The 18,457-nt window shown below is 37.0% G+C and carries 16 protein-coding genes and 1 pseudogene; 7 read left to right on the top strand and 10 right to left on the bottom strand.

Going from position 1 to position 18,457, the window contains the following annotated elements; all coding sequences use genetic code 11:
• Positions 1–50: 50 nt before the first annotated feature.
• The gene (locus tag AC5NT5_RS20265; protein WP_024596516.1) at positions 51–614 is read left to right on the top strand and encodes a lipid-binding SYLF domain-containing protein; all 564 of its coding nucleotides are present in this window, start codon (positions 51–53) and stop codon (positions 612–614) included.
• A 144-nt stretch (positions 615–758) separates the two neighbouring features.
• On the opposite strand, the gene AC5NT5_RS20260 is transcribed toward AC5NT5_RS20265, so the two are convergent.
• From AC5NT5_RS20260 to glpK, 4 genes and pseudogenes are all read right to left on the bottom strand, one after another.
• A complete protein-coding gene (locus AC5NT5_RS20260) occupies positions 759–1,403 on the bottom strand; it encodes a hypothetical protein (protein ID WP_182725213.1) in 645 nt (214 codons plus the stop codon).
• A gap of 134 nt (positions 1,404–1,537) precedes the next feature.
• Positions 1,538–1,876 (bottom strand): annotated as a pseudogene (locus AC5NT5_RS20255) (patatin-like phospholipase family protein); the annotation flags it as partial.
• A 186-nt stretch (positions 1,877–2,062) separates the two neighbouring features.
• Positions 2,063–2,794 (bottom strand): MIP/aquaporin family protein, encoded by a 732-nt coding sequence (locus AC5NT5_RS20250; protein ID WP_024591022.1) that lies wholly within the window; start codon positions 2,792–2,794, stop codon positions 2,063–2,065.
• A 229-nt stretch (positions 2,795–3,023) separates the two neighbouring features.
• Positions 3,024–4,505, bottom strand: a complete 1,482-nt coding sequence (gene glpK / locus AC5NT5_RS20245; RefSeq protein ID WP_024591023.1) for a glycerol kinase GlpK — start codon at positions 4,503–4,505, stop codon at positions 3,024–3,026.
• A gap of 168 nt (positions 4,506–4,673) precedes the next feature.
• Between glpK and AC5NT5_RS20240 the strand changes: the two genes are divergently transcribed.
• From AC5NT5_RS20240 to AC5NT5_RS20230, 3 genes are all read left to right on the top strand, one after another.
• On the top strand, positions 4,674–5,435 hold the full coding sequence (locus AC5NT5_RS20240) for a DeoR/GlpR family transcriptional regulator (RefSeq protein WP_165743954.1): 762 nt from the start codon (positions 4,674–4,676) through the stop codon (positions 5,433–5,435).
• A 639-nt stretch (positions 5,436–6,074) separates the two neighbouring features.
• Complete coding sequence (locus tag AC5NT5_RS20235; RefSeq protein WP_058154177.1) at positions 6,075–7,043, top strand: IS30 family transposase; 969 nt, start codon at positions 6,075–6,077, stop codon at positions 7,041–7,043.
• A 799-nt stretch (positions 7,044–7,842) separates the two neighbouring features.
• Positions 7,843–9,459: a glycerol-3-phosphate dehydrogenase/oxidase gene (locus AC5NT5_RS20230; protein ID WP_024605636.1), complete on the top strand. Its 1,617-nt coding sequence runs from the start codon at positions 7,843–7,845 to the stop codon at positions 9,457–9,459.
• Positions 9,460–9,564: 105 nt separating this feature from the next.
• Here AC5NT5_RS20230 and AC5NT5_RS20225 read toward each other — a convergent pair whose 3' ends face one another.
• The 4 genes from AC5NT5_RS20225 to ocd all read right to left on the bottom strand — a co-directional run bounded on the left by AC5NT5_RS20225 (position 9,565) and on the right by ocd (position 14,261).
• On the bottom strand, positions 9,565–10,617 hold the full coding sequence (locus AC5NT5_RS20225; protein WP_494513569.1) for a patatin-like phospholipase family protein: 1,053 nt from the start codon (positions 10,615–10,617) through the stop codon (positions 9,565–9,567).
• Between the two features lie 137 nt (positions 10,618–10,754).
• A complete protein-coding gene (locus AC5NT5_RS20220) occupies positions 10,755–12,161 on the bottom strand; it encodes an alanine/glycine:cation symporter family protein (RefSeq protein ID WP_024609079.1) in 1,407 nt (468 codons plus the stop codon).
• A gap of 121 nt (positions 12,162–12,282) precedes the next feature.
• Positions 12,283–13,194, bottom strand: coding sequence for a citrulline utilization hydrolase CtlX (gene ctlX / locus AC5NT5_RS20215; protein WP_165742682.1), 912 nt, complete (start codon positions 13,192–13,194; stop codon positions 12,283–12,285).
• Positions 13,191–14,261: an ornithine cyclodeaminase gene (ocd, locus tag AC5NT5_RS20210; protein ID WP_165742681.1), complete on the bottom strand. Its 1,071-nt coding sequence runs from the start codon at positions 14,259–14,261 to the stop codon at positions 13,191–13,193. Before ocd ends, ctlX begins: the two co-directional genes overlap by 4 nt.
• 171 nt (positions 14,262–14,432) lie before the next feature.
• Between ocd and AC5NT5_RS20205 the strand changes: the two genes are divergently transcribed.
• From AC5NT5_RS20205 to AC5NT5_RS20195, 3 genes are all read left to right on the top strand, one after another.
• Positions 14,433–14,864 carry an Lrp/AsnC family transcriptional regulator gene (locus AC5NT5_RS20205; protein WP_494513568.1) on the top strand — a complete coding sequence of 144 codons (432 nt, stop codon included), beginning with the start codon at positions 14,433–14,435 and terminating at the stop codon, positions 14,862–14,864.
• Positions 14,865–14,987: 123 nt separating this feature from the next.
• Positions 14,988–15,392: a helix-turn-helix domain-containing protein gene (locus AC5NT5_RS20200; RefSeq protein WP_354630260.1), complete on the top strand. Its 405-nt coding sequence runs from the start codon at positions 14,988–14,990 to the stop codon at positions 15,390–15,392.
• Positions 15,383–15,979 carry an IS30 family transposase gene (locus AC5NT5_RS20195; protein ID WP_354630261.1) on the top strand — a complete coding sequence of 199 codons (597 nt, stop codon included), beginning with the start codon at positions 15,383–15,385 and terminating at the stop codon, positions 15,977–15,979. The genes AC5NT5_RS20200 and AC5NT5_RS20195 overlap by 10 nt, the downstream gene beginning before the upstream one ends.
• Before the next feature lie 113 nt (positions 15,980–16,092).
• On the opposite strand, the gene AC5NT5_RS20190 is transcribed toward AC5NT5_RS20195, so the two are convergent.
• Together AC5NT5_RS20190 and AC5NT5_RS20185 are read right to left on the bottom strand one after the other, a co-directional pair.
• Positions 16,093–17,106 (bottom strand): patatin-like phospholipase family protein, encoded by a 1,014-nt coding sequence (locus AC5NT5_RS20190; protein ID WP_494513567.1) that lies wholly within the window; start codon positions 17,104–17,106, stop codon positions 16,093–16,095.
• Between the two features lie 283 nt (positions 17,107–17,389).
• Positions 17,390–18,379 carry an LLM class flavin-dependent oxidoreductase gene (locus tag AC5NT5_RS20185; protein WP_024597585.1) on the bottom strand — a complete coding sequence of 330 codons (990 nt, stop codon included), beginning with the start codon at positions 18,377–18,379 and terminating at the stop codon, positions 17,390–17,392.
• Between the last annotated feature and the right edge of the window lie 78 nt (positions 18,380–18,457).

The raw sequence follows: 18,457 nt of genomic DNA, 5'->3' as shown, positions 1-18,457 counted from the left end.
CGTGATTATTCTATGGTTGTTGGTTGCTATATCTTATTAAGGAAAACATTATGAAAAAACTAATTATACTAAGCATACTTGCTTTAACTGTTGCGTTAACTGGGTGTGCTACTACAGGTAGCGCATCACCAAGCGAAAAACGTTCACTTGTACAAAGTATGAAAACAAATACATTAGATAAATTATACGCTGAAAAACCTGATGTTAAGAAACAAATTGCTAATTCGGCTGGTTACGCTGTTTTTGATAACGCGAACGTAAATGTTGTTTTAGCCAGTTTTGGTGGCGGTTACGGCGTAGTTAAAAATAACCTTACAGGTAAATCGACTTACATGAATATGGGTGAAGCCGGTTTAGGGCTTGGTTTAGGTGTAAAAGATTTTAACGTTGTAATGGTTTTTCATAACCAAGCTGCATTAAATAGATTTATTGAACATGGTTGGGCTTTTGGCGGAAACGCTGATGCAGCAGCTAAATACGAAGATAAAGGCGGTGCACTGGTTGCCGAAGCGATTGCAGATCAAGTGACTGTATATTCTGTAACCGAAAATGGCCTTGCACTACAAGCTGTATTAAAAGGTACTAAGTTTTGGGTTGATTCAGAGCTTAATTAACCACCAAATTACTCTCCTAAAAGCGGGCTGGTTTGTATAATCACGCTCGCTTTATTAAAACCCATGCTATTTAACATAACGTATTTTATGGGTTGAAATACAATTCCTAGATAATGAGAGTTTCAATTATTTAGGTCAGGTCTCTTAGTTAAATTCTCCTATTGTTTCATGAATAGCATTCCAAGCAGATTCTTTATCCCCACTAAGGAGGTAAACCAGTTTATTAAGACTAATAGCGCAGAAGTTTCTTTTGTTTAAAAAGTCTAATTGTGATGGATGAATAAATTTATTAAGACGTTCATTAAAGTCATGTCCAATTGGGCCATTGAAGATAAATAATCCTTTATGTGGTGTTGGATGTTTAGTCATACCACCACTCCAAGTGAACTGCTCAGAAGACCCGAGCCCATGTTTTCTAGCATTTTCTTCACCTGATAAGTTAAAAACCCAGTCATCTAACTGTCTAAGATCACTTAACTTTGGAGATATATTTTTAGAAGATTTAACCTCAATTACAATACTATCTTGGATTGAGAAGTTATTATCTGGAGAGATAGTAAAATCTTCATATCCATTTCTACCGTTTTTAATATTGAAACCCGCTTTTTTAAAAAGTTCTTTAACCCTTAACTCTAAAGGTTTACCTGATAGATCTTTGTCATTACCTAATGATAGCTCTCCAGTTTCATGCAGTTTTTCTAAATTGGACCTCAGGAATTCTTCGGCTTCTCCGATAGTTAATACACTAGCTTCTTTTAAAATAGCTAAAAGCTTTTCTTCATATTTCATTTAAACCTACAAACTTAAAGTTGTAAAAAAATGTACAGAGTTTTCATCATACATCTAATTAATTTTTACATTTCCTACTAAGAATTTAACAGCGTTTAAATCTTCAGGCAATTATTAAATGATATTTAATAATTTTACGACTTAGTTTGGCGTGAAAGTATTTTATCAAACGCTTCAGCCAATTTTTCGGTTTCACTAAAAATGGTATTCCAATATTTAATGCGTGTATCGGCATCGAGATCGGTAAAGTCATTTCTGTCTGGAATTTTTCCGTAAGGTAAGCTTGCTACAAATTCTTTTGATGGGGTAATCATCACTACGTTGTCGTAATTAAGTGGTGATACTTTACGTTTTAAATTTTTATCAAACCACCCTGCTTTTGGCTCTGAATTAAAATGCGGATATAAAATTAAGCCTGGGTTATTAATTTTTAAGTCAAAGTGGTAATCGATAATTCCGCCGTCGCGATATATAAATTTTTTATACTTTTTTATTTATATTTTTGTATTGGTAATAGCCTTAGCTTTAAATAAAAAAGGGCTACACGCCCTTTTTTATTTAACTATATTGCTTATATAAATTATATTTTTCTTTTGTGTGTTCAGAAAAGTAGTCTGTGTATAATCATTTTTTAGTAAAATTAAATAACTATATTTCAATTATTTAACTAATATATATAATAAAGCTGCTAAAACACTCCCTATTATTGGACCAACTACCGGGATCCATGAGTAACCCCAGTTACTATCAATTTTACCTTTTATTGGTAATAAAGAATGTACAATTCGCGGGCCTAAATCTCGAGCTGGATTTATTGCATATCCAGTAGTCCCACCCAGAGAAAGTCCAATACCCCAAACAACAAAAGCAACAGGTATAGCGCCTATTGAACCTAAGCCTATTTTTACGCCAGAGCCATCGTCAATTTCAGCTGAAGAGAAGTAAAAAACACAAATTAATAAAACGAAGGTCCCTATTATTTCACTAAGTATATTTCTAAACGTATTTGGTATAGCTGGAGATGTACAGAAAACAGCTCGTTTTAAGGTGGGATCGTCAGTGGCATCGAAATGATCTTTATAAACTGCATAAACTAACGAAGCGCCAACCATCGCGCCAATAAATTCCGCTAAAATATAACTTGGAACTTCGGACCATGGAAATGATCCAGCTACGGCTAAGCCTATTGTTACTGCAGGGTTAAGGTGTGCTCCACTATAGGGACCGGCAACAACCACGCCGATAAAAACACCAAGTCCCCAAGCAGTGGTAATCGTCATCCAACCGCCGCCATGGCCTAGTGTTTTCTTTAGTATGTCATTGGCTACAACCCCGCCCCCAATTAAAATAAGCAGTGCAGTTCCTAGTATTTCAGCTAAGAAAGGTGACATTTTAATATTCCTTATTAATTATAAACATAAAACCACCCTCAATAATGATATCTATTGCATAAGTATAAACCATGAATATTTTGAAACTTTTTTACAGCTGAAAATTACCATAAGATAAGTATCAACTTATTTATTTTTACGCTTGGAGTATTTAGTGGTATCATAAAAATAGTCTCCACTAATAAACCTTAATAGATATGTTGCTATGGTTTTATAGTTAAGCGGCTTATTATTCGCTTTGTACTTTTTTTACCGCATTACACCATCCGGCATATAATTCATCACGTTTTGATTTAGTCATGTTAGGAACAAATCGTTTATCGCAATTCCAGTTAGTCGCTAATGATTCAAGTGATGGGAATACACCCGCTTTTAAACCTGCTAAGTAAGCTACACCCAAAGCAGTAGTTTCACTTATGGTCGAACGGTCAACTTCGGCTCCTAAAACATCTGACAAAAATTGCATAAGCCAGCCATTTATTACCATACCGCCATCAACTCTTAGTACCTGTGGTCTTACGCCATCAGCTTCCATTGACTTTTGAAGGTCTTTAGTTTGAAAACAAACTGATTGTAATCCAGCTGTTACGATCTCTTTTATACCCGTATCTCGGGTTAAGCCAAAAATTGCACCTCGCGCATTAGAATCCCAATAAGGAGCACCTAATCCTGTAAAAGCGGGTACCATATATATACCGTGATCTAGTGAGGTATTGCATGCAAGTGACTCTGTTTCTTCAGCTTTTTGGATTAATTGTAGACCGTCTCTAAGCCATTGAATTGCAGCACCTGCAATAAAAATACTCCCCTCTAGCGCATAAGTTGGTTTCCCATTTAATCTATAAGCTACTGTACTGAGAAGTCTATTTTCAGATTCAAGTACTTTATCGCCAGTGTTAACCATCATAAAGCATCCTGTACCATAGGTACTTTTAGCCATTCCTGGTTGAAAACAAGTTTGCCCAAATAACGCTGCCTGTTGGTCTCCTGCCATTGCAAGAATAGGTACTTCGTAACCTAAATAGCGTTCATCTGTTACACCAAAATCATCTGATGAATCCATTACTTCTGGTAACATCTCTATTGGCACATTCAGAAGTTCAAGTAATTCCACGTCCCATTCTTGGGTATGAATATTAAAGAGCATAGTTCGCGAAGCATTCGTTGCGTCTGTGCGGTGCTCTTTTCCGCCTGTCAATTTCCACAATAAATAAGTGTCGACAGTACCGAAGATTAAATCGCCTTTTTCTGCTTTTTCTCTAGCATCGGGACAATTTTCTAAAATCCAATTTATTTTAGTTGCAGAAAAATATGGGTCTATTAAAAGGCCGGTTTTTTTTCTAATTAACTCTTCTTTTTCTGCGGCCCTTAAATCATTACATAACTCTGACGTACGTCTATCTTGCCATACAATCGCGTTATAAACGGGCTCACCAGTAATTTTATCCCATACTATTGTCGTTTCACGTTGGTTAGTAATACCAATGGCAATAACCTTATCGTGTTGAGGGTCTAGGTGTTTCATTACAGCTGTCATTGTTTGCTGTACAGAAGCCCAAATATCTTCTGGTTTATGTTCTACATAACCATCTTTTGGAAAGTGCTGGTCAAATTCTTGTTGTTCTAGGTATGCAATATTACCATTTAAATCAAATAGCACACTTCTAGAACTAGTCGTACCTTGATCAATTGAAAGGATATAGTTATTCATTATTTTTTCACTTTTACTTTCGGTTATTTTCGTTTTTGTACTATTACATGGATTAATTGCTACATACAACAAAAATACAACTTTAATATATAATTATTTATATGTGATTTTCATTTGTTAGCTCTTAACCTATAATTTACTATTAACTAAATTTAAAATGCGAAAAAAATGACTCAAGACCAAAGACACGAATCCATACTAAAATTATTAAAAGAAAGAGATTCAATTTCTATTGAAGTACTAGTAAGTCATTATGAAGTTACACCACAAACAATAAGACGAGATCTGGCTTATCTTGCTAATTTAAATAAATTGAGACGTCATCATGGCGGCGCTAGTGCCATTTCAAGCATTCAGAATACAGCATATCAAACTAGAAAAATCATGGACTTAGAAGCTAAACAAAAAATAGCACAGCATGTAGTTCGTATGATACCTAATGGCTCTTCCTTATTTATAAACATAGGCACTACAACAGAAACAATCGCGAAAGCACTTCTTGGTCATGAAAATTTGAAAGTTGTAACTAATAATCTTAATGTTGCGGCTATATTAGGTGTTAAGAAAGATTTTTCTGTACTTATCGCAGGTGGAGAAGTTAGGCACAGAGATGGCGGGATTATTGGTGAGACCACAGAGGATTTTATTAAACAATTTCGTATGGATTTTGGCATTATAGGTATTAGTGGCATAGAAGAAAATGGTGCGTTACTTGATTTTGACTATCGTGAAGTGCGCGTAGCCCAGGCAATCATTGAAAATTCACGTAAAGTTTTACTTGCTGCAGATCACTCTAAATTCGGTCGGTATGCGATGGTAAAATTAGGTAATATCTCACAGGCAGATAACTTTATTACCGATGCTCAGCCACCCGAAAGTATACTTACTTTACTCAATGAGCACGATGTCGAACTGCATATCGCTCGGTAAAAGCTTAACATAACAGTTAAATAGATTTTCCCTCATCATGGGGAAATCATGAGCTTTCCATTTTAGCTACAGCATGATCGAATAGGTTTCTTATAAATAGAAGTCCCATACAATTAATTTTTGATGAACATTTTTCAATAATATCCGACGAATAACTGCAATCTAAAGTCGAATATAAGCTTCATGCTATCTTATTCATTCTCGTTGTAGGTGTGATCTGCACCGAAGATGGATGAAAAACATTGAATACGTTGCTAATAATGAGATTGATTTGCTTGAAAAATATGTCTCATTTGAAAGTAGTCTTCCAGTTCACAACACTATAGATGGTACTATTCACCTATATCATCTGAAAAGTCATACCTATTGTATTAAATTAGTGATCTATTATAGCGCTGAGGAAATAGCGCGATGACAAAGAAAAATTATGACATAGAGTTGTTATCTCCAATTGCTCTCTGCATTTTCCTGTATTGCTCCCCCTCCTGCCCCTATTCTGTCAGCTATTAATAATTTTTAACGTAGAGAGTTATTTAAGAAGACCTGGATTCAAATTGTAAGTGCATAACTTGTTTTGGGTAGATTAAGTGGTCAGTTGCTCATAAGCTAACTACTTTTTCTCCGGCAAGAGATTTTACAATGAGACATTACAAACAACTGACCTATGCGCAAAGATGCCAGATCGCCGTTCTAAAGAAAAGTGGTTTTACGCAACAAAGTATTGCTGAGCTAACTAATTTATCGCAATCTACGATTTCAAGAGAGCTTTCTAGAAATACAGGTAAGCGAGGTTACAGACACAAACAAGCTCATGAGCGGGCTTTGTTTCGCCGAAGAAGTGTAAGAAAACCGCTTAAGATGACACCTGAAATGATGGCTTTAATTACCCAGAAGCTTAATGAGAAGTGGAGCCCTGAACAAATAACGGGATGGTTGCGTAAAGAAAGTGAACGGTCTGTCAGCCATGAATGCATTTATCTGTATATCTGGGAAGATAAAAAAGCAGGTGGTGAGTTATACCTACATCTGCGCCGACACGGTAAGAAATATCACAAGCGCAGTCATGGTAAAACAAACCGAGGGCAAATAAAAAATCGCGTTAGCATTGAAGAACGCCCACAAATAGTTGATGAGAAAGGTCGTATCGGAGATTGGGAAATAGATACCGTCATAGGTAAAGGTCATCGAGGCGCCCTTGTTACCATTGTAGAGCGGGTCACCCAATTCACTGTATCAACGCAGGTGGCAGGCAAAACAGCACAAGCCGTCACTGCGGCGACGATAGAACTATTAAGGCCATATAGGTCAGCGCTTCATACCATCACGGCTGACAATGGAAAAGAGTTCGCTTATCACGAGCAAATCACAGAGGCTTTAAGTGTTCCTGTTTATTTTGCTCACCCTTATCACTCATGGGAGCGCGGATTGAATGAAAACACGAATGGATTACTACGCCAGTATTGGCCGAAGAGCACAGATTTTAAGGCGGTAACACCAGCGCAAGTTATACCAGTACTTGAGCAACTTAATAATCGTCCGAGGAAGACACTTGGATTTGAAACGCCTGCAAAATTGATGCAGGATCACTTGGCGGCTAAAGCCGCCTAAACGTTATGCACTTCAGATTTGAATCCGCGAGATAAAATGATCATGCTTTTAATAGGATAGATATTACAACAAAATTTTATACGTTGGACACAGGCTGCACATATAGCAACAAACGTTGGCGTTATAGCCATAGATGGTAAAACTATTTGTGGCTTTAATGATAAGAAACCAAAGAGACATACAATCGATATAACAAGCGCTTTTCAGCCGGCAATAGCTGTTGTATCAAGAAAAATAAAGATAGCTAACAATATACCTCCAACTGGCCCAGCCTTGCTTGATTTATCGGATATCAAAACGCCGTAGTAACTATTGATTTAATGGGGTGTCAAAAAACTATAGCGGAAAAAATTAAACTCCTAAGTTTTTTATTGCTTTACGGTGGGTTTGATATAGCTAGACTAATTTTCATTTATGTACTTTAATGTTTGCAAATGTTCGTTATTAAATGTTATTTTTAATAAAAAGAAAACCGAAGTAAATAATAACTTCGTACTGTTATAGCTATTCAGAGTCTTAAAATACAATAGTTATCTGCAGTAGCTTGGTCATCCTTGTTAATCAGATCAATTGATTTCGTTTGAAGGCTTACTTGTATCAAGTACTTAAATGTTGGGTAACAAATCTTGAGTTAAATAATAAAAATATCGAAAGTATTTTTATTATTACTCGTATACTTACTTACCTGCATGCCTAGTATAAGTTTTGATAGCACGATAAATACCGTTTAGGACATTAATACTTTAAATTTAATTGAGCTGGTCTAAATAGCTTGATATTAAAATAGGTAATTCAACAAATGAGTCAACTTAGAGACAACAATATTAAAAAACTTCCCCAAGATATTTATGATGTTTTGATTATTGGAGGGGGTATTAACGGTGCTGTATCTGCTGCCGCTTTAGCCGCTAAGGGCGCTAGAGTTGCCTTGATAGACAAAGGTGATTTTGCCGGTTTCACTAGTTCAAACTCATCAAATTTAGCTTGGGGTGGCATAAAATATTTAGAAAGTCATGAATATAATTTGGTTAATAAACTTTGTAAAAGTAGAAACCATTTAATGCGTAGCTATCCTTCTACTGTTAAAGAAATTCGCTTTTTTACAAGTATCCAAAAAGGCTTTAGATTTCCGGCATTCTTTGTTTATTTAGGTACTATTCTCTATTGGTTTATGGGACGTTTTTTTACTAAATCTCCTAGATACCTCAATGCAAAAAAAATAAAATCATCAGAGCCAGTCATTAACACAAAAAATGTAGAGGCTGGATTTGAATATTCAGACAGCTTTTTATTGGATAACGATGCTCGTTTTGTTTTCAATTTTATTCGCTCTAGTATGAGCCATGGGTGTATTGCCGCTAACTACGTAAGTTCGCAGGGCTCTACTCGCTCTAATGATATTTGGACTACAAATGCAGTAGACGAGATGTCTAAAGAGAAGTTTACTATCCGCTCTAAAGTTATTATTAACGCAGCAGGCCCATTTGTTGATCCTATTAACAATACAAATAGTCAAACCACAGCACATCACCATGTATTTTCAAAAGGTATTCACCTTATTGTTGATAAGGTAACTAACAGTAACAAAGTACTGACGTTTTTTGCAGATGATGGTCGGTTGTTTTTTGTGATCCCCATGGGCCCAAAAACGTGTATTGGTACAACCGATACACAAGTTCATAGTCCGCACTCACAAGTGACTGATGAGGATCGAAACTTTGTGCTTGATAATGCTAACAAATTATTAGAGTTAGAAAAGCCAATTACAAAAAGTGATATTATAGCCGAGCGCTGTGGAGTTAGACCATTAGCAATTAAAAAAGACGGTAATGGTAAGGCTGACTGGGTGCAATTATCACGCAAGCACGCTATAGATACAAATAGTGATCAAAAATATCTTTCTATCTTTGGCGGAAAACTAACAGATTGTATTAATGTAGGCGATGAAGTGGCTGATTTAGTCACTGGATTAGGTATTAAGTTACCTTATGAAGATTACAAATGGTACGGTGAACCTGACGACACCGTTAAAAATGAGTTCATGCATCGTGCAAAATTAATGAATTTGGATGGTTTAACACCTAAAACATCTACAGAGGTACTTAGTAAGCGGTTTTGGAGACGTTACGGCAGAAATGCGATTAACATGCTAGAAAAAATTCGTGAAGCACCTGAAAAAGGCGAACTCCTTATTAAGAATTCGGAGTACTTACGTGTGGAAATTGAACACGCTGCTGAGCGGGAAATGATAACTAAACTCAGTGATTTTTTACGTCGACGTTCTAAAATTTCACTGGTTGTAAGAAAAGAAGATATTCTTTCAGATCCTGGTTTACATGAAGTCTGCCAAATTCTATTTGGTAAGGATAATGCTGAAAATAAACTTCAGGAGTACATTGAAGAGATATCTAAATAACCATTTACATCTATTCTTACGACTTTAAAAGCTTGGGTTAAATGTTATAGAAGAAGTCTGTTAACACGATTAAAATTAATTATGTTAACTGACTTCTTATAGCAACTAATAAAATATAGTTTTATTTTTAAAAATTAATAACATTTTTAACTTTTTATCAAACGCTTCAGCTAGCCTTTCTGTTTCACTAAAAACTATATTCCAATATTTAATACGCGTGTCTGCATCAAGATCGGTAAAATCGTTTCTATCTGGAATTTTTCCGTAGGGTAAGCTCGCTACAAATTCTTTTGATGGGGTGATCATCACTACATTGTCATAATTAAGTGGTGACACTTTACGTTTTAAATTTTTATCGAACCACCCTGCTTTCGGATCGCTATTAAAATGCGGATATAAAATTAAGCCTGGGTTATTAATTTTTAAATCAAAGTGGTAATCGATAATTCCGCCGTCGCGATATATTCCTTGCGGCGAGCCTGCAATATTTTTTATGCCTTGCATAACAAGTGGTATTGAACCCGATGCAAGTAATGCATCTTTTAAATTATTTTGAGTAAGCGCTATGTTTTGCGTTTTAAAATTGTAGCTGTCGGTAATTGATAAGTCACTTGTTGCTGGGCCAAATATAAAACGCTCATACTGTGAGCCTAATAATTTTCGGTTAACGCGGTTTAGCATATAACTTTTTGATAAACCCAGTAGTTGTATTATTTTATTTTCGCTGGCAATAAAGCCATTCGATTTTGCTACTATAAAGTGCGCTTTAAATATTGGGTTATTTATAATTTCGGTTACGCCGTTATCGCCAAAAACATCTTCAAGTAATGCGCGCGCTTTTATTGTTATTTCACTTGGTGTTGGTTTATTACTTGAGTATCGGGTTTGCGAATACGATTTTGCTAAGCGCTCAATGGCAGCAACGGGATCGTTTTGTGCAAAACACGCAGAGCGAAAAGCGCCGGCAGATGAGCCAATTAAATTAAGTGGCCGGGTTCGGTTTTTAAAAAATTCACCAAAAATATACTTATCCAACCCAAATAAGGTAAACCACTTTGGCCCACCACTTGCACCTAAAAAAGAGGTGAAAAGTTCAGGTTTAAAGCCCTGTTCGTTAATAATTTTAGCCGCTGTTTTCCCTGCGTTAATCTCGATCATCTAAAAAATTGTGCCTTTTATTTTGGTTGCTTCTGTTATTTCTACAACACTGAAAGTGAATACTTATGCAAACAAAAAGCGATTTTATGTTGCCATAAAACCGCTTTTTATAGTTAAGTGTGCTTAAAGTACGTGAATTAATCCCAAATGCCGTCTTCGCATTTGCCCTGTACTTTTACATCTTTTACTTTAAATTCGGGCTCTAAACCTTTGTCTCTTTGTGCGTGGTAATCGCTCGTAACAGACAAAATAGTCGGCGTTAACAGTATAATAGCGATAACGTTAACCACTGTCATTAATCCTAAGGCAATATCGGCTAAATCCCAGACTTCTTTTAATGTGGCCGACGCGCCCCACAACATCATTGATAAATAAAGCAAAGTGTAAATGCCGCGCCCTACTTTGTTGTCGAGCTTAAATAAGTGCAAGTTGCTCTCTGCATAGGCGTAGTTTGCCACCACCGATGTAAAAGCAAATAAGGTTATAGCGGCTGCTACAAAGTAAACACCACCTTGTGCTAAGTGAGCAGTCATCGCGCTTTGTGTTAAACGAATGCCTTCCATTTCACCGCTTATGTCTATATCGGCCAATAAAATGATCACAGCGGTACAGCTACACAGTACGATTGTATCGAAAAATACGCCTAGCATTTGTATGTAACCTTGCGTTACAGGGTGATTAGGAATTGGGCTGGCACTTGCTGAAGCATGCGGCACACTACCTGCACCGGCCTCATTAGAATATAAACCACGTTGAATACCGTTTTTAATCGCAGCGCCCATTGCACCGGCGCCTGCTTCTTGTAAACCAAACGCTGATAAAAATATATCTTTAAGCATGGCGGGTACTTGCGTGAAATTTATAATCGTAATAATTACCGCCGCAAGTACAAACACAATGCCCATTATTGGCACAACACGCTCTGCAAATCGGGCAATTGCTTTAAAGCCACCGAGTATAATTGAGCCCGCTAATACGGTAATAACTAGGCCTGAATAAAATGTAGGAACTTCAAACGCGTAGTTAAGTGCGTCGGTAATTGTGTTAGTTTGCATTGCGCTAAACGTAAATCCGTAACCTAAAAACAAACACGCGGCAAACACAATTGCGAATGCTCGGCTACCCAAACCTTGTTGAATATAATACGCAGGCCCGCCTCTAAACTCGCCGCCACTATCGCGCACTTTATATACTTGCCCAAGTACGCTTTCGGCAAAGCCTGTAGCCATACCCAATATGGCTATAACCCACATCCAAAATATAGCGCCGCTGCCGCCAAGTGAAATTGCAACCGCCACACCGGCTAAATTACCGGTACCGACCCGCGCGCAAAGCCCTGTACACAATGCTTGAAATGATGAAATATCGTTTTTTTTACATTTGCTACTGCCTTTTAAAAGGCTAAACATATGTTTAAATTTAAGTATTTGAATTGCTTTTAGTCGTACTGAAAACCATACCCCTGTAAACAAAAGTATATAAATAAGTACTTGCCCTTCTCCCCATAAAAGGTTGTTTACGCTTTTGACGACGGTATCGAACATTGCTAATTCCTTCTTATATTTTTTATATTAATACCCTTTTTTGGGTATAAAGGCATTTGCTTGCGACATCGACTAAAAATTTAATGCAAATAAGGCAGCTAAGCTGCCTTAAAACTATACATTATTTATTTTGCAAATGAACTCCTGCAATCATGCACCTAACTGAGCCACCAGCCGACTCAATAGTAGGTATAGGTAATGGCACAAGCTTAGCCGTTTTTTGTATAACTGTTATTTGTGCCGGTGTAAGTGCATTAAACGCAGTTTGCGATAGCGCTAAAATACGACCATTTTTACCCTGTAGCTCAATAGCATTGCCACAAAAGTTATTAATTTGCTCAAGCGTTAAATCGATAACTTGATGATGGCTTTTCAAAAAATGTTTAGCTAACTGTGCACGTTGTTCAATTGGCACCATATTTAAACTGATCATTACAAATTTTGTAGCAATACACATTAAAACATTAGTGTGATAAACCGCAGTTCCTTGCTCGTCATATGCGTTAAACACTATAGGTGATAGTTTTAATTGCTCACATATTGTATTAACCACCGACTTGGTAGTTCTTTTTGATTCTACCGCGTAAGCGAGTTTATTTTGATGATCGACAACCAGTGAACCAGTGCCTTCAAGAAATGAATTTTCTTTCGATAAAAATGAATAATCAGTCACTGAAGATACTTTATAGTGATCCGTTAAAAAATCAATAATATCTTTTCGATATTCTAACCTTCTGTTTTCTACAAACATTGGATAGATTATTAATTGGCCACTTTGATGAGTTGAAAACCAATTGTTAGGAAAAACTGAATCGGGAGTGTGTGTTTGCTCATCTTCAAAAAGGTGAACTGTTACCCCTTCATTTTTTAATATTTGTACGGCATTAGTCACTTCTTTAAATGCTTGTTCACTTTGATTTTGTGCTAAGCATTCACTTTGAAATGCGTTATCGAGCATTGTGTGTGGGTTAGATGTAAAGTGATGTGGCCTTACCATCACTACAGCTCTGGGGGCTTGGTTTACTTCGCTCATGCCACGTGCTCTTTTACTAATGGTTGATCACTAAGCACTGAAAATAAATTACGAGGGTCCGCTTGTTGTGTAATTAAATCAAGCAAAGCAAACTCGCCCGTTTTAATTAGCTCATCGCGTATAAATACCAGTGCTGTAAAGTCTTCGCTCGCAAAGCCAACGCCGTCAAAAATGGTTAATTCATCTTGGCTAGTACGCCCAAGCGACTGCTTATTAATAACTTTATGAAACTCAGTTACTGTAAAGCTTGGACTCATTTGTTGAATTTCGCCCTCTATTCGAGTTTGTGGTTCGTACTCAACAAATACATTAGCACGCTCAAGCAATCTAGCATCTAACTCTGTTTTACCTGGGCAATCACCACCTATGGCATTAATGTGCACACCTTGTGGGATCATGTCATTTGTTAAAATAGTGGCGTTAGTTTTATCAGCAGTACAGGTAGTGATAATATCTGCCCCTTTTACTGCCTCTTGTACACTATTACAAATAGCCACGTTTAACCCGCATGCACTTAAATTAGCAAATGCTTTTTTAGAGGCGCTTTTATCTATATCGTATAAACGAATATGCGTAATACCTAGTACCGCTTTAAAAGCGAGTGCCTGAAACTCTGATTGAGCGCCATTGCCTATTAAAGTAAGGGTTGTTGAGTTTTTAGGTGCTAAATATTTAGCTACCATTGCAGAAGTTGCAGCTGTACGTAGTGCTGTTAGTAAACACATTTCGCTTATCATAACCGGATAGCCACTATCTACATCGGCTAAAATACCAAATGCAGCGACTGTTTGAAGTTCTCTAAAGGTGTTTTTTGGGTGACCATTTACATATTTACAGCTGAACATTTGGCCATCACTTACAGGCATTAGCTCTATTACACCCTCTGGTGAGTGTGCTGCATAGCGAGGTGACTTATCAAACTCAGTCCAACGGGCAAAGTCGGTTTCTAATTTATGTGTTAGATCTAGCAAAACGTTTTCGACCCCTAAGCTATTTATAAGCTTAGCCATTGCCTGAACGCTAATAAATGGAACGCCTTGTTTTGGCTGTGCTATAAAATGACTCATGCTGAAACCTCTTGAATAATGTATTAGTTAATTTAAAACAAGTTTAGCGAGGCTACGTGCTATTTAATATGGCAATTAATTACACAAATAGTACTAATTTTTATCATTTTGCTATGCAGTTATGTACAATTTATGTATTTTGGTCAGTAACTTCTTTTAAAGGTTTGATTTATGACTCCTTATATTTATGACTCTCTTGATAATGCTTTAATAGCTGAATTACGAAAAGACGGCCGCGCTTCTATTTCAGCTTTAGCCGGTTCTTTAAATGTATCACGCGGGACAGTGCAAAATAGGTTAGACAGATTATTTAGCTCAGGCGCAATATTAGGGTTTACTGTACGCGTTCACGAACACATAGAAACAGAAGCCGTGCGCGCAATTATGATGATAGAAGTCGTTGGTAAATCTACCTCACAAGTAATTAAAACAATGCGCGGAATACCCGAGCTTATAAAATTACACACCACCAATGGTGCATGGGATTTAGTTGCAGAGCTTCAAGCTGCAAATTTAAGTGAGTTTGATGGAGTGCTAAGGCAAGTACGCGAAATTGATGGTATTTTAAATAGTGAAACAAGCATATTGCTTTCATCAACTTAAGTTATTTTTAATATTTAAAAGAATACTTAAATGACACCCATTTATAATGTTTTAAGTATTCACAGCCAGATTCAAGGTCGAAGTGCACCACCTTTACTAAACTATAAGTTCAGGAGGTGTGCCATGGGTACCCAATATTCACATTTATCTAACTTTGAACGTTGTCGTTTATTTGAGTGGTATCATTACCAAAAAAAATCAATACGTGAGGTGAGCCGATTACTAAATCGCTCACATAGCACTATTAGCCGAGAGTTAAAGCGTAATAAATATGATTATTACGTACCAACTTATTACCCTCATCCAGCTCAAATGTATTACGAAGTAAGGGTAAGGGAGAGAGCTAAGCGAGTTAAGCTTAAGTCTGTTGAAGCTCAACGATATGTGACTGATAAGCTCAAGCTTGGGTGGAGTCCAGAGATCATAGCTGGGCGAATAAAATTTGATAAAACCTTACCCAACGTATCTCACGAGGCCATTTATCAATATATATATACAAGAATGAACCATCACTTATTGTGTATTTAGCTAGGCAACATAAAAAACGTAAGAAAAAATATCCAACCCGTAAAACGAAAACAGTTTGGGGTCAAAGATGTAGTATTTTAGACAGGCCAGATGACATTAATCTCAGAAAAAACTTTGGGCATTGGGAAAGTGACTCTGTTGAATCTAGCGACAGAAAATGTGCGCTGAATGTGTTACTTGAACGAGTTTCTAGAGTGTGTCATATCACCAAATTACCATCTAAAAAAGCTCTAGCGACATCGAATGCAATATGTAAAAAACTATCTATTTACCCACCGAGTGCTTGTTTATCGATAACTTATGACAATGGCTCTGAAAATACAGAGTTTAAAAAAGTAGAAGCCATTTTGAAGAATAAATCTTATTTTTGTGAGCCTTACCACAGCTGGGAAAAAGGTGCTGTAGAACAAATAAATGGTTTAATTAGAAGGTATTACCCGAAGAAAACAAACTTTAGCAAAGTAAGCCATCAGCAATTAAAAAAAGTAGAGGAACAACTAAATAATCGCCCTAGAAAATGTTTAGGATTTAAAACACCAAATGAAGTCTATAATGAATTAGGTGGTGCACTTCCAATTAGAATCTAGGGGTTGATAAATGTACAAATTAGGGTGGGTGTCATTTAAATAAAAGGCATTTAAATGAATAATACTGCAACTTTTAGTCGCAGTATTATTCATGATTTGGGAATCCGATTGGCTTAATTGTAACTATACTCGCTTTGTGAGTAATTATGCGTATTGCTGATCTCAGATTGGCTTTGCTGCGCTAAATAAGATCGACCTGCAGCTAAGCCTAATTTATGATCAAAACGTAAATCGTTATTTGAACTACCTAATAATTTGCTATGCAGTTTTTCGTCTGCAAAAATTTGTATTATTTCCACATCACTTGGTGGATTTGCAATAAACTCAAGCTCATCTAAATACGCTTTTTCGTGCTGTATCAAGTAGTCCAATGTTTTTGGACAATAGCCTGATGCTATAGCAAATGTTCTTAGCTTTTGTACCCATGCAGATTGCGCTTGAAAATTAGCGTCAACCGTTCTTATTACAACAATTTTACGAGCACCTCGGTTGTAAGCCTCACGCACGGGGAGTGGAGCGGCTAAACCGCCGTCTAGATAAAAATCGCTCTGTGCTTGTTCTTCAACAAGATGTGTTTCATTCGCTGCTTTTGCGTTTAACCAAGGTGTTAACTTTACACCTTGTTTGTATAAAAACGGAAGTGCGCTAGAAGCCTTTAACAAATCACGCCATTGACTGCTATCACCTGTAGGCGATAAGTAATAAGCTTTTCTGTCTCGTGCATTTGTGGCTGTTATAAGTAGTTCACGCTCACCTAAACTAGTTTTCGCTGTTTTGAAATCTATAGCTCTGTTTACTTCAGTGGTTTTGTCAAAGTACCAATCTAGATCAACTATATGCTTACCCACTAATCCGCGACCAAGCTGAAAAAAACGCTTATTGCGCGAAAGTCCTCTAATCAGGCGTTTAGCGTAGCCTTTTTGACGCGCTAAGTAGCTAGTTAAGTTTTGTGAACCCGCTGAAGTACCAATAAATAAATCAAAAGGGTCATAGCTTTGCTCTAACCACGCATCAAGTACGCCAGCTGTGAATATCCCTCGCTGCCCGCCACCTTCAGCAATCAGAGCAACTTTTGGCTGCGCTGTTTTGTTAACTGAATTAGCTGTTGCGGTGTTTAGAGAGTTCACGGTGTACCTGCCTTTAATTTTATGATGTCTGGTTTAATAGCTACATTATAAAAAACAAAAGTGATATCTTAAAATTGATTGTTTAAATCAGTTCAATTGAAAAAACAGAACGGTATATAAAGCAAAATATTTACTAAAAATAGCAATCAAATTTACTTTGAATATTTAAATAACAAATACAGACATCACTTAAAGTTAATAAAATGAGTTAAAAAAGTTTAACTTTTGATGATGTCTGTATATTAACAAGCCCAGAGTGTACGCTTGCTTAACTAACTATATTTTAGTGTTTTATTTCCATTAAAATTTCGAGTGCACGGTGGCGTTTTTCACTATCGAATACATCATTGGTAAATATAAACTCATCAACTTCTAGCTGTTTAGCTATCATCTCTAACTTGTGTTTAATACTTACATGTCCGCCTACTACGCTTAGACTTAAAAAGTTCTCTACATGAGCGCGTTCTTGTTCGCTCCACAACCCGTCCATGCTTTCAACAGGCGGTTTTAGCCACAGCTCATTACCGCGTATAAGTTCGAGTACACGTTGCTTAGAAGTAGTCGATAAATATTGCGCTTCATCGTCGGTATCTGCAGCCACTAAAGGCAGTGCAAGCATTACGTATGGCTTATCAAGTACGCTTGATGCTTTAAATTCGCGCTTATACAACGCTATTGCATCGTGCACAAAGCGCGGTGCAAAATGCCCTGCAAATACATACGGTAACCCTTTTTGCGCCGCTAGTTGCGCGCTAAATAAACTCGAGCCTAATAACCAAATCGGAACGTTTGTGTCCTCCCCCGGTATAGCACGTATAAGGTGCGTACCATTGTAAGGACCTAACAATGTTTGCAGTTCAGTTACCTCACCTGGGAAATTTTCTGCGCGGCTCATATCGTTGTTTAATGCACGACTCGTTACAGGATCGCTACCTGGGGCACGCCCTAGCCCTAAATCTATTCGCCCTGGATATAAGCTCTCTAATGTACCAAATTGTTCAGCAACAACTAATGGGGAGTGGTTTGGCAGCATAATACCGCCTGACCCAACGCGTATCTTTTTGGTATTACCTGCAATGTGACCAACCAAAATTGAAGTGGCCGCACAAATTATACCTGGCATATTATGATGCTCAGCAAGCCAAAAACGGTTAAAGCCAAGCTCATCAGCACGTTGAGCGTATTTAGTACTTTTATGAAGAGTGTTAGTAACGCTGTCCCCTTTGATCATGGGGGCAAGTTCTAATAACGAAAAAGGAATGGAATTTAACAAAATAGCAGCTCCTAAAAATGCATGCTAACAATGTATTACATCATTAGCATAAAACACTTAAATGGGTCTGCTATTAGG

This window comes from Pseudoalteromonas sp. J2K-J599 (genome assembly GCF_059295115.2).
Note: the sequence above shows the minus strand (reverse complement) of the source record. Positions and strands in the feature narration are given on the sequence as shown.

What these genes read in the sequence shown, in the direction of transcription:
- AC5NT5_RS20260 (WP_182725213.1), bottom strand. Translation starts at nt 1,403, where the DNA reads ATGAAATATGAAGAAAAGCTTTTAGCTATTTTAAAAGAAGCTAGTGTA.
- AC5NT5_RS20240 (WP_165743954.1), top strand. Translation starts at nt 4,674, where the DNA reads ATGACTCAAGACCAAAGACACGAATCCATACTAAAATTATTAAAAGAA.
- AC5NT5_RS20230 (WP_024605636.1), top strand. Translation starts at nt 7,843, where the DNA reads ATGAGTCAACTTAGAGACAACAATATTAAAAAACTTCCCCAAGATATT.
- AC5NT5_RS20265 (WP_024596516.1), top strand. Translation starts at nt 51, where the DNA reads ATGAAAAAACTAATTATACTAAGCATACTTGCTTTAACTGTTGCGTTA.
- ocd (WP_165742681.1), bottom strand. Translation starts at nt 14,261, where the DNA reads ATGAGTCATTTTATAGCACAGCCAAAACAAGGCGTTCCATTTATTAGC.
- glpK (WP_024591023.1), bottom strand. Translation starts at nt 4,505, where the DNA reads ATGAATAACTATATCCTTTCAATTGATCAAGGTACGACTAGTTCTAGA.
- AC5NT5_RS20220 (WP_024609079.1), bottom strand. Translation starts at nt 12,161, where the DNA reads ATGTTCGATACCGTCGTCAAAAGCGTAAACAACCTTTTATGGGGAGAA.
- AC5NT5_RS20200 (WP_354630260.1), top strand. Translation starts at nt 14,988, where the DNA reads ATGGGTACCCAATATTCACATTTATCTAACTTTGAACGTTGTCGTTTA.
- AC5NT5_RS20225 (WP_494513569.1), bottom strand. Translation starts at nt 10,617, where the DNA reads ATGATCGAGATTAACGCAGGGAAAACAGCGGCTAAAATTATTAACGAA.
- ctlX (WP_165742682.1), bottom strand. Translation starts at nt 13,194, where the DNA reads ATGAGCGAAGTAAACCAAGCCCCCAGAGCTGTAGTGATGGTAAGGCCA.
- AC5NT5_RS20250 (WP_024591022.1), bottom strand. Translation starts at nt 2,794, where the DNA reads ATGTCACCTTTCTTAGCTGAAATACTAGGAACTGCACTGCTTATTTTA.
- AC5NT5_RS20235 (WP_058154177.1), top strand. Translation starts at nt 6,075, where the DNA reads ATGAGACATTACAAACAACTGACCTATGCGCAAAGATGCCAGATCGCC.
- AC5NT5_RS20205 (WP_494513568.1), top strand. Translation starts at nt 14,433, where the DNA reads ATGACTCCTTATATTTATGACTCTCTTGATAATGCTTTAATAGCTGAA.